This is a genomic window from Butyrivibrio sp. AC2005 (assembly GCF_000424145.1).
Lineage (GTDB): Bacteria > Bacillota > Clostridia > Lachnospirales > Lachnospiraceae > Butyrivibrio.
In genome coordinates, this window is sequence record NZ_AUJI01000039.1 from 13210 (window position 1) to 25720 (window position 12511).

The window sequence follows — 12511 nt, forward strand, 5'->3', positions numbered from 1 at the left end:
GGATGAAATTTAGTGATTACATATTAGCCTTTTTGGGAATATTCCTGTGTTTTAGCGTTGGATCATTTGCAAACGTCGATATCACAAAGAAAGTAAATACGCAGAATGTCCAGTATTCAAGTAAGCTCACGTCTGCCTGTTATGATGCTGCACAGACCATGAACACGGATAATGTAGAAAAGTATGGCTGCGTATGGAATGACGAGGACGACCTTAATGAAACGCTTACAGTATTTTATAACTCCCTTGTTTATTCCTTTAACTGGGATAATCAGGGAAGAGTCGAGGAGATGGCGCTTTATACGCCGGTTGTATGCCTTGTTGATATAGACGGTTACTATATAAGCCACAATGTTGTCTTTGATACTTCGGGCATGGTACAGATTCCATCTGATGCAGAAAAGAGAAATGGACTTACCACCTTAAATACCTGGACAAAGAATTACGGAGGGGTTCTTCTTAGATACTTCCTCAATGACAATGTTGAGGTATATGCGCTTGACGGGACCATTTACTCAGGGAACAGGAAAGATGTTTACAAGGTCTTAACAGAAAAGCTCCCGGGAAGCACGGAAGTTTCACAGATGGCGTTCCTTGTGGATGATGATGTCTTTAATGCCAATAAGAATGAGCTTATTGTCCGCGAGATAAATGAGCAGTGCGAATACTACATCAACAGACACAATGTAATAGGTGATAACTACGAGAACCAGTACACATTTGAACTTCCGGAGATTGAAGGAGAGGACTGGGCAAGGCTTTTAAAGAATCCCACGATGATATCTTTTCTCCAGGGATATTCATCAAAGGCGGATAACAGATATCTGAACATCTATGCCCTTGGAGGAGGAGAGCTTGTAACAAATTACCACTACTTCATAGAAGGTGATGAATATCACTGCATAGAGTCTGATCCGGATGTTTCAAAGGTGGTAAATACTGTATCTACTACATATGAATCAGAGGGCGTAACAAAAGTAGTTACTACGGAATACGTTGTATATACATATCATGGTCATGAGATTGAAACCGTATACACCAGGCAGTCTGACTGTGCAAAACGCGGGGCTACGCCGCATAACTGCGTATATGAATGGAACTGAATATGAAAAAAGGCATAATCATCAGATTTAACCATAGAAACAAATGGGGGATAGAACCCTGCTGTTGTGAAAAGCATCATTACACGAAGTTTGCCAAATCTACTTTCTGCTGTTTTGTCTGTAACCTGTTTTGCTTCAGGAGATTATTCAGGACAGAATCATTCTGTAAGAGATTTGGATGGACTCATACCTGTCATACATGCAGGCAGGAAGGTGATTATCATATATTTGAACCACGGGATGTAAGATGACCAGTTATGAATGGGACTAAGCAATGAAGTATTTCGAATACAGAAGGTATAAATTCAAACTGAAAATATATAAGTTCTTGGCAATAGTAATCATAGCAGGGCTTCTGTTTCTTTATCTGAGGCTTAGGCAGATGGGAGTTACCAATAAGCAGCTGACATACTTTATTTATGTTTCATGTATTGCGCTTATCCTTGTATGTGCGGTAATAAAGCTTGCAGCCAGGGTAATAAAAAAGAGAAAGTACTTAAATAGTCCTCTCGCTGAAGTTGATAAGATGTCCGGAAAGTCTTTTGAATATTACCTTAAGTGTCATTTTGAAAATCTCGGATACCGTGTGAAGCTTACACCGGACAGTGGTGATTTTGGTGCAGATCTTGTCTGCAGAAACAGTAATGAGACCCTTATCATCCAGGCAAAAAGATACCGTGGTAAGGTCGGCATTGCGGCCATTCAGGAGATCGTCGGAGCAAAGGGATATTACAAAGCAGACAGATGCATGGTTATAACCAATTCCTATTTCACCAATGCTGCAACAGAGCTTGCAAAGAGCAATGATGTTGAGCTGTGGGATAGGAATAACATCAACCAAAAGCTCATAAAACACTCAAAAACTTCTGAGAAAGAAAATAGAGTGGCAATATGATGCATAAAAAGGGAATTAGCCTTTTTGGCTTTTTCATAGTCTCTCGGTCACAGTACATGTGACTAAAAATTCTTCCCATTTCCCCAATATGAAGGAGTCATTCCACAAGTGACTCCTTTTTCTGTTATAAGGAAAACAAATAGCTTCAGTGATGCGAATAATGAATGGTTTTTAAAGAGAGCTGTAAAAACTCTTTTTATTTTTTTGTTGAAAATGACATGTAGATTTTATATAATCATAAATTGTGTGCCAAATGACAGGCATAAATGTATATGTGATTTAAGAAAAGTGTTAGGAGAACTAAAAATGGAACAAAGAATAGAAAATGTGCAGCAGAATTATGTTAGGGAAAAAGGATATGGAGGGGCAATCCTTTTTTTCTTGGTGCTTATCATAACAACTTATGTTGGCATGTATTGTTTTAGTAAGGGTATTTCTTTAGAAGAATTTTTGGATGTTCTTTGGGGATATGAACTGGAACTCAAGTGGGCGATAATTGATTTCCTTGACAGCATAAGAATCTGACAAGGTTGTTTTTGTAGGAAAAGGTTAAAGAAATGTTTTTTAAATTTGGAAGACGATTACAGAAGGAGTTTTTTACAGCTGGAACTATACTGGCAGTTGTTGCAATGATCTCCTGTGCAGGGATAAAGAGCCTGGCATATGAAGAAGGTCTATATGATGATATTGATGAATCCATAATTAAAAATGGGAAAGAGAACAACATAACTGATTTAGTAAGGAGGAAAACATCTGATCCTATTGTTGACTGTATCATAGACGACTTTGATGGTGATGGTATAAAAGAGGCCTTTTTGATTACATCTGATGATGAAGGAGATAGTTTTGAGGGATTTTATCCGTACAATATCTGGTTTGTTTCTGGTGATTCAATATGTGAAATAAAAGATCATTATGATGGGTCATTTATTGAATTTGAAAAATATGATACGTTAACAAATCAGAAGTTGTTGGCTATAAAGTGTTATGAAAGTGTTCATAGCACCAGGGATCAAATATATACTGTAGATAATAAAAAATATATCAATTTGGGTTCTTATACTTCTACTAGTGAAGAGAATGGCTATTTGTATTCGGGCAGCTTTATGTTAACTGATAATGGGCCAGATGAAGAATATCAGGCTTACAAATTTGAAAACAATGAATTGATTCCGGTAGAGGACCCTGATGATGAAGCTACAGAAGAGGAGTTTACGACATATTCAGTAGGGTTGAATGAATATTGGTTTACTAATTATAAATATGAGTTAGATCCTAGCAATAAAGTTATCATAATCAGGTATCCGATCAATGCCCAGGAAAACACATTTATAAAAAGTACAGCTAGACTAAATGATATAACATATAACACTTATATAGATGGAGAAGCATTTAAAGAAAACAATGAGATAAAGACAATTTCTTTTGGAAATGGATGTAAGGTTACAGGGGATAGACTCGATTTTAGCAATTCTTCAAATCTGGTATACGTCGATTTTTATGGGCTTGATACATCTAATGTAAAAAATATGGATAGCATGTTTGAGGGCTGCTTTAATTTACAAAATGTTAGAATTGGTGGGCTGGATACCTCGAATGTAGTATCAATGAGGTCGATGTTTAGTGGATGCATTTCCCTTGAGAAGATAAATCTGTGTGGCCTTGATACAAAAAAAGTAGAAGATACGCAGGATATGCTAAGTGATTGTAATGCTCTTCAAACAGTTGTTGTTCCTGCTAACATGGGAATCAGAATTGACCTGCCAGGCTCATTTGTCTGCGATAATGATGAGGACAGTATAGCAGATTCTGATGAAGTACTCGTATGTATACCTGAAAAATATAATGCAAGTAGGCTTATAAGAAAAGAGGAAGTGACTGAAACAGAAAATGATAATGCTGCTTCAGAATATTACAAAAAAGGTGCAGGTTTTGAATATGAATGTGGCGTTTGCACTTTGGTAAAAGAAGGGGACTGGTATTACATTTATCCTCAAAGCAATGATGGGTATAGCGTGCTTTATTCTCTGACTGGGGATACCGAAAATCTTGAATTCAAAGAAAAAATAAGGATTTCTAAAGATGCAAAATTATGTGTTGCAACGCAGCTTGAAATGAACCATTATGAGGAAGATAGTTACAGCGTAGATTTTCATTATGAGAATGGTTTATTTTATGATGAAGTAGAAAACCTATTTAAGAATGGCCATTGGAAATGTAGCGATGATGGGAATGGGATGGAAGTATGGCAGTTTTATGTTGACGATAGATACATATGGAATTTGCCATGGATTACATTTGATGAAAATGGTGAGGTATGTTTAATAAAAGATTATTTTGGTGAATAATAATTAAGCTGAAAATGATAGCTGTTTATTAGAATAGCGAGTATGGTGAACAGGAAATAGGTGTCCATTAATAATGGATACCTATTTTTATTTTCATGTTCAAATTCATCTATAGAATTTGTTTCATTTTTGCTGTTCTATTATATATAAGGCGTATATGTTGCATCTATGACAACAATAAAAAAGCGCTATAATTGTCCTGCTAAGTTAAAAATGACCTAATAGGACAACTATAGTAAGAAAATGAGTTATATTTGTCCTGTAAGAATGGAAAAATAAGCAAATAGGACAATTATAATTCATATTTTCTTATTACGAGGAGTTGCTTTTGTTCGAGCAGCTTATTTCTCTTTTCAGAGGCAGAAATTTTGTGAAACGTGGCTTTTCATAACGAAAGTCCTATGATATTTGCAAATAAAATTGCGTTTGTCATAGGACTTTTGTTATAATAATTGCAAAAGAGGCACGACTTTTGGAGGAACTATGTATAGAGAAATAATAAATGATCTGGAAAAATGGAAGGTAAAAAGCCGCAGGAAGCCTTTGCTGCTTACAGGAGTGAGGCAGTGCGGAAAGACATATATAGTTGAGGAATTTGCCAAAGAGTCATTCGATAATTACGTATATGTAAACTTTGAAAAAGAAGCTGGTGTTTCTGCCATATTTGATTACGATTTTGATGTGGACAGGATAATCACTGAGCTTGAACGCAAGTACCAGACAAAAGTCACAAAGGGGAAAACTCTTGTTTTTTTCGATGAGATACAGGAGTGCCCAAGAGCAATTACATCCCTTAAATATTTCTGTGAAAACATGAAGGATCTTCATGTGATATGTGCAGGGTCTCTTTTAGGCGTTGCGATAAAAAGCGAGAATATTTCCTTTCCTGTTGGCAAGGTGAACAGGATGCAGCTTTATCCCATGAGCTTCAAGGAATTTGTTATAGCAAATGATCGTCGAGACCTTATAGAAGTATTTGAAAACTGGCCTACAGACAGAGTTATACCTGAGCTGTACTCTGTACCGATGACTAAACTGCTTAAGGAATACTACATTGTAGGTGGAATGCCTGAAGCAGTAAAAACGTGGATTGAGACTCATGACATAAATGAAGTAGAAGAGGTTCTGCAGGAAATACTTAGTGACTACGCAGATGATTTTTCAAAGCATGCACCTGTAAATGAGATTCCTAAGATAAGATGGATCTGGGACTCTGTTCCTGTACAGCTGGCAAAGGAGAACAACAAGTTTGTGTTCTCCCATGTAAAGGCAGGCAAAAGATCTGCTGAACTTGAAGATGCTCTACAGTGGCTTTCTGATGCAGGGCTGATAACGCAGGTTCATCTGGTTGAAAAGCCGGAAAGCCCTCTGTCAGGTTTTGCTGATAAGACGTATTTCAAGGTTTATATGTCAGATGTTGGACTACTGCGGGTTAAATCAGGTGTTGCAGCTAAAACAATCTTAGAGGGAACGGAGCTGTTTGTCAGATACAAAGGAGCCTTTGTAGAAAACTATGTATTAAACGAGCTTAAATCCTGTGGAAAAGAGTTGTACTTCTGGAGATCAGGAAATACTGCAGAGATAGATTTCATCTACGAGAAAGATGGGGAAATAGTGCCGGTTGAAGTTAAAGCTGCAGACAACACACAGGCAAAAAGCTATAAACAATTTTGCAAAAAATATGATGTTAAGCATGGCTTTAAGCTATCACAGAAGAACATTGCAGAAAATATGTGTGAAAACACGAAGACCTACAACATCCCATTATACTTGGGGTGGAATATAGATGAGTACAATTAGAATATATTAATAGTCATGAGGGAAGGAAACATCTGACTATTGATACTTAAAGAGCTGTTTATCTAAAATAAATTATAGCAAGAAGGAATTCAAATGTGGATTCCTTCTATTTTTTGCTTAAACTGCTTGAAAATACAGTAGCTGTGCTGATATTATTCTATATGTGCTGATTTGGCGATATTTGCCCGTCTAAGAGAAGCCTTTGAAATACCCAACATTTTTGTCCTTAAAATTGACAACAAGTATAATAAGGCATATATTAAAGAAAAGGGAATATTATAAGTATTTATATAGAGGATGATAAGTATGAAACATAAGAAGGTACTAAAGTGTGTGCTGTGGTGTGCTACAGCAATAAGTATTGTTTTTGTATCGAGCAAAACAGTTTACTGCACAAACTTTACAAGCATGGATGACTATATAAAGAATCACAGAGAGCAAGCAGCCAGTGCAGGGTATGAATCTACAAGTGATTTAAGTGACTGGGGAGTTACACCATCTACAAATACAGAAAACAGTTCTTCATCAACAGCTCCATCCGAAAGTAATTTACTGGAGCCTAAAAAAGAGGTAAAAGCCTGTGAACACACTTATACAGATTCTATAGTTAAGGAACCCACCTGTGCAGAACCCGGTATGATGGAAAGCAAATGTTCCAAATGCGGAGACACATACAGGACAGAGATCCCAGCCACAGGTAAACACGAATATACATCTGAGGTTACAAAAGAAGCAACATGCACCGAAAAAGGTGAGACTACTTATACATGTACTGTATGCGGAGATTCATATACGGAAGAGATTCCGATGATAGAACACACTTATGAATCAACTATAGCTGAGGATGCAACCTGTACAACCGCAGGAACCAGAGTTTATATATGCACGGGATGTGATGATTCATATACAGAGGAGATTCCAGCAACCGGTCATGTTGAAGCTGAAGAAATTACAAAGGAGCCGGGATTATTCTCTACAGGGGAAAAGGTAGTCAAATGCTCCACATGCGGCGAGATTCTTAGCACAGAAGTTTTACCTTCAAAGTATTCTGTAACTTATCTTTATATTGGATTAGCGCTGCTTAGTGTTATTGCTATAGGTGCGGTTGTTTTAATGATCAGATCCAAAAAGAACGGAGCTAAGAGCGAAAGAAAAATAGCCTGAGTTAAGTAAAATAAAGAGGTCCACAGTGAACCTTATAAGGAAAGAAAGCCTGTAATTTGTTGAAATTATAGGTTTTTTTTGTTGCCATTAAATATTGAATAATAATATATTGAATGATATATTATATGTAAATGTATAGTATATTTAGGAGAGTAAAAAATGAAATCACTGGCTAAGCGTATCAGTAAAGCCTTCGGGGTGTTCTTTTTGTGTTCTGTCCTGATCTTATTATTTCCGCTTAAAACATATGCATGGGAAGCCCACTTAAATGAAGATGGCAATATTGAGATATATACAGTAGATAAGAAGAGAACTTCTGACAGATGGTATTACACTGATGGCGTCACCATAACCAGATGCAAGTATGATCCGACATCGAAGGAAATTCATGAATCAAAGCTTTTTTTCGTGCATCAGCTTGCAAATGCAGCAGAGATACTTGAAGGCAGCACATATTACAATACGTTTACCATTTCGATAGATGAAATCATATCAGGTGCTATGCAGATGGATCCTGCATGGGCTAAGGAAATACAAAGTGCCATAGATGGTTCTGGACCAGCAGTGTACATAAAACTGGACTGTATTATGTATGCAGTAGATGACAAATTAAGAAAGGAATTTGGTCCCTTTGCAAATGTTCCGGGATGGGGTGGTTCAGATGGAAACCAGAAAGTCGGGGTATCAGAAGAGGGCATTAGTATGGCACAGCTTGGATTTGATGTACAAAAGGGACTTGATACTCACTTCAATCACTATCTCCTTATCGGAAGTGGGGAAATCCAGGAACCGCAGGAGTATCCTGATGAGCATGTGACAGACGATTACACGATGGATCACTATGCCGGGATTGATGTCAATCAGCCTGCATTTGCAATGAGTAATTACTCTTCTGAATTTGATCTTCATGATGGTATTCCATCAAGTGAATACATTGACAATTCTTTTCTAGCAGATAGCTGGTATGGAAATACAAGTGTGTATGCAAGGGTCATAAGTCAGACATATACCCACTATATTACATACAGGTGGCAGATAGATAATGGATACTGGCTGCCTGTGGATACAAATGGTGATGGTCAGATTGATAATAATTTATGGATTTCAGATATCGTTCCATATTCGGAATCAAGACTCCTTGATATCGGAACAGGATATGCAGCATTCCAGTATCTTACGGATACGCATGTATATGATTTCACTAATGCAGATGTGGCAAACGGAGCTTACCCTGGAGACCATATATATTATGACGACAGCCATGAGGTTACAATGACATGTATTACAACAAATGAATATACAGACATAGCATCATCCGGAGAACTGGTAACAGAGGAACCGGACTGGACAGCTGATACAAAGAACCATGCATCGATGGGGACCTTTACATACAAGAATGAGTATAACTTTGGAGTTGTAACCCAGAAGCCTGATATTGATGCCAGGGCAGCAAAGGATATCCTTGCAATTAGGGACATCATTTCAAGAAATACAAAGACAAGAAACGATAAGCTTGTAATTGACGGACATACATTCATGAATAACGACTGGGTATCAGGCTGTAACTTCCTTGATGAAGTACCCGGTTCATATACGCAGTGTACACAGTCAGCTGCATGGGTAAATGATTACATGATGCAGTCAGGAACAAGGCCGTTACACGCATATGATCCTGCGGACGTTACTGGAACAGAGCATGTACAGATCCCGCCGACAGTAGATAACGGACAGTATCCTACATCAATGAAGGTCTTTTATCAGAGACTCATAACATATTCAAAAACAGCTACAACATTCGAGGCAGACTGAGGAGGGGCAGAAGATGAGATATAAAAGAATTGTGGCTTTTGCCGCATCCTTAGCAGTGTTTTCGCTGAAGACAGTGCAGGTTCAGTGCGTGGATGGACTTGACCCTGCGCATATCATAGATGGATATGAAGGGTTCGAGCCGATATTCGTCCATACGCCTGTCATCTCGCCTGTCGTGATCACTGATGAGGATGGAAATGACATTCCTGATGGGGGAAAGGACAGGTCGGAGCTGGTCGATGAAAACCCTGATGCATGGTATCAGCTGCGGCTTGATACAGAATATAAGATGCACTGGGATTCCATGAAGCACAGGGAAATTCTCGGATATGGAGAATCAGGTGAAAACCCTTCAAAATATGACAAATATACCCAGGATAAATGGATGAAGTTCCCGTTTGAAGTCCTTTACGATGGAGTTTTCTATGAATTACAGCCTGGCACTAACTACACGGACTGGATAAGGATAAAGAGACCTGCACACTGGACTGATTCAGTAGACAATCACTGGATAGATACTCCTATCTATATTCCGTCATATGCAAGGGAGATGGGAGAAGTAGGAAATGAGGGAAGCATCTTCTATAAGGTAGAAGCCATCAACGTGGACGGTGACCTTGCAGAACACTATGCAGAAGAGGAGGAAAGCGGAAATATATGGTTTGACCTTGTAATTGCAGATGACGGGGCAAAATATGTGGCAACATATGAGATCCCTGTCCAGCTCTCAGGATGGATATATGACTTCACGATCACGGGAATAAATAATGGTTCACTCTATGCAGGAGAATCAGACCTTGGAAGTAATGAGCTCTCTTTCGTGATGTCAAAGAATGAGAAGAAGGCAGGAACAAAGAACAGGTTTGGCGAAGACAATATAAGGTATCTTGTTGATGGAAGTCTTACAGGGGCATGGCCTGAGATAAACACCATAACACTTACAGATGGTAAATCATCGCAGTTTACCGAGCAGGGCGCACTCTGGAAGGGGCAGACATTCTCATTTGAGCTTAAGACGATAGCAAACCTTTGGAATGAAAATGACAAGGTTGATATTATCCCGACATTTACTTATGTGGATAATCATGGAAATAAAGTAGACCATGACCACATAAAGGCCTTTTACAACAATCCGGACGGAAGCGGCTCCTACATAGAATATGGCTCATCAAGGGATACGCTTACCTCCAACTGGATGAGCACAAATATCGGTTCAAAGATGCAGGAAGGCGCGTATTACACAAAGGACATGACCGACAGTGAAAATGGCGGGGCAGCAAGGAAATACCACTTCGGAGACTGGAGTACTTTCACGGCTGAACAGTACAATGACAAGTTTGGTCTGTCAGGGATGGATACACTTACTTCTGAGAAGGTGCTTGGAAAGAGCGGGATGACATACTGCCTTAGCCATATCATCCTTGACCAGCACCTAAGGCTCTACTCAGGAGAATGGGAGCAGCTTAGCTGGAATACCCATGAAACACCTCTCGAATTTGAAAGTGTTTCAAGGTATTCCGACCTTGACCATGATGATGCGGCAGATACGGAATGGCTCCCAGAAGATACTGAAAGGTTCAGGACTTCAATGCAGACCTGGTACGGACAGTTTTATATTCCATCAGATCTTTTCATAGTTGACCTTAACAAGCATCCCGGTTTTGATATGGAAACATATATGGCTACGGCCAATGGAGGACTTGGGATAAAGGAAGATGACCCGGTATTTGAAAAAAGCGGCTACCTTATAGTCAACTTCAATATCAGGACTTATAAGAACGGAAAAGGACATCTGCGTTACGAGGGCGGAAGCGCCGGAGGAGACATGTGGGAGACTGAAGGATTTAATACAGCTCCGATTGCAGGGGATCCGACACCGATCACGAGTTTTGAAGAGGGTGACGTGGTCGTGATAGACCTTGAAAAATCAGTAAAGGATAAGTATTCACCGGGTATTTTTGGAGTCAACTAAATATATGCGGGTCCCGGCTGATGACCGGGCCTTAGAAAAGAAGGGGTGAAAAGGACATGGTTGTAAGCGGCATAGAACTCTATCCTGTAGATATTACATCTCTTGATGATACTGAGCCTGTGTATATCGAATTTACGGGGGAAGGTGTCTTTAAAAGCCAGTGGGGTATTGTGGATAAGAGAAGGAAAGTGACGATCCATAAGGATTTTACGATCACATTCAACAAGAAGTGCAGATATTTTGGACTTCATGAAGAAGAAAAGAAGGACTTAAATGAAGGTGTCATCGTGAAATTCTGAAAAACGTAACTGTTAATGTATCAGGCAAGTGGGGGTTATTATGGATGTGAATGCGGATGTAAGTGGTGTTGCTGCCAAAGAACAGAAAGAAGATAACAAGACGAACGCTTTTAAGGATATGGCATGGACAGTCGTATGGGTACTTATTTTTACAGTCATTTTTGGATTAGCCAGCAGGTATTTTTTAAGCCGCCTGGCGCTTATGATCATAATGCCGGGATTTAAGCTGTATAAGGGCTGAGGATGCCTTAACTGATATGGCGGCATGGGAATATATTTATTGACATATAATATTACGGATATTATAATTAATAATGTTATAAGTAGTTATTAATAGTTGATAATTGTGGCAAGTATTATCCGTTAAGCTTTTCGCTTAGCGGATTTTTTATTCCCTCTATTAGCACCTCTGCTTATGACAGCACAATAAACCTATACAATAAGGAGGAAGGAAAAAAATGATGAACAAATGTCTATTTACTGGAAGGCTTACCAAGGATCCTGAGGTAAGGTATACACAGGGTGAAAACCCCAGGGCGGTCGCAAGATTTTCACTTGCAATCGACAAGCAGGACAAAGAGCACAACACAGGTTATATCAATGTGGTTGCCTTTGGAAAGCTTGGAGAATTCGCAGAGAAATACCTTCACAAGGGAATGAAGATTGAACTTGAATCCCATGTGACACCAAGCTCTTATGAGAAGGACGGAAGGAAGATTTATACATATGACTTCCAGGCTGACAAGATCGATTTTGCGGAGAGCAAGAACGCTTCTCAGGGCAACAGCACAGGCAGTTCACAGCCTGCAGCGGATCCTGATGATGACGGCTTTATGGATATTCCTGAAGGAATTGACGATGAGCTGCCATTCAACTGATCAGAGAAGCAACTTCATAACAGCAAGTAAAGGGAATGCGAAAGTGTTCCCTTTTTCTATGCTCAAAAACAGAAATTATGAGGATAAACATGGTGGAAATATTCATATCAATAGGATGCATCCTGGTGGGATTTTTTGTCTTACCGACGATCGCCATCAGCATCCTTAATATCATTTTCAGGTAAGCAAAGCAGGACTGATGCTAAATACAAGAAAAAGGATTCTTCGTCCAAGCCAGAGGCT

Annotated in this window: 11 protein-coding genes; all 11 read left to right on the forward strand. The window is 39.0% G+C overall.

Going from position 1 to position 12511, the window contains the following annotated elements; translation table 11 throughout:
- Positions 1–2: 2 nt before the first annotated feature.
- The 11 genes from G602_RS0111945 (at position 3) to G602_RS0111995 (ending at position 12268) form a co-directional block, all read left to right on the forward strand.
- Positions 3–1103: a hypothetical protein gene (locus tag G602_RS0111945; protein WP_026659212.1), complete on the forward strand. Its 1101-nt coding sequence runs from the start codon at positions 3–5 to the stop codon at positions 1101–1103.
- 274 nt (positions 1104–1377) lie between these two features.
- Complete coding sequence (locus tag G602_RS0111950) at positions 1378–1998, forward strand: restriction endonuclease (RefSeq protein WP_049945201.1); 621 nt, start codon at positions 1378–1380, stop codon at positions 1996–1998.
- Positions 1999–2304: 306 nt separating this feature from the next.
- Positions 2305–2523, forward strand: coding sequence for a hypothetical protein (locus tag G602_RS0111955; RefSeq protein WP_026659214.1), 219 nt, complete (start codon positions 2305–2307; stop codon positions 2521–2523).
- Positions 2524–2555: 32 nt separating this feature from the next.
- Entirely contained in the window at positions 2556–4346 is a 1791-nt protein-coding gene (locus tag G602_RS0111960) for a BspA family leucine-rich repeat surface protein (RefSeq protein WP_026659215.1), read from the forward strand.
- A 483-nt stretch (positions 4347–4829) separates the two neighbouring features.
- Positions 4830–6146, forward strand: a complete 1317-nt coding sequence (locus tag G602_RS0111965; RefSeq protein ID WP_026659216.1) for an ATP-binding protein — start codon at positions 4830–4832, stop codon at positions 6144–6146.
- 306 nt (positions 6147–6452) lie between these two features.
- Positions 6453–7310 carry a hypothetical protein gene (locus G602_RS0111970; protein ID WP_026659217.1) on the forward strand — a complete coding sequence of 286 codons (858 nt, stop codon included), beginning with the start codon at positions 6453–6455 and terminating at the stop codon, positions 7308–7310.
- 159 nt (positions 7311–7469) lie between these two features.
- Complete coding sequence (locus tag G602_RS0111975) at positions 7470–9119, forward strand: hypothetical protein (protein WP_026659219.1); 1650 nt, start codon at positions 7470–7472, stop codon at positions 9117–9119.
- A gap of 13 nt (positions 9120–9132) precedes the next feature.
- Positions 9133–11091 (forward strand): hypothetical protein, encoded by a 1959-nt coding sequence (locus tag G602_RS0111980; protein WP_026659220.1) that lies wholly within the window; start codon positions 9133–9135, stop codon positions 11089–11091.
- A gap of 56 nt (positions 11092–11147) precedes the next feature.
- Positions 11148–11390 (forward strand): hypothetical protein, encoded by a 243-nt coding sequence (locus tag G602_RS0111985; protein ID WP_026659221.1) that lies wholly within the window; start codon positions 11148–11150, stop codon positions 11388–11390.
- Between the two features lie 40 nt (positions 11391–11430).
- Positions 11431–11631 carry a hypothetical protein gene (locus G602_RS0111990; RefSeq protein WP_026659222.1) on the forward strand — a complete coding sequence of 67 codons (201 nt, stop codon included), beginning with the start codon at positions 11431–11433 and terminating at the stop codon, positions 11629–11631.
- A 220-nt stretch (positions 11632–11851) separates the two neighbouring features.
- The gene (locus G602_RS0111995) at positions 11852–12268 is read left to right on the forward strand and encodes a single-stranded DNA-binding protein (RefSeq protein ID WP_026659223.1); all 417 of its coding nucleotides are present in this window, start codon (positions 11852–11854) and stop codon (positions 12266–12268) included.
- The last annotated feature ends 243 nt before the right edge of the window (positions 12269–12511 follow it).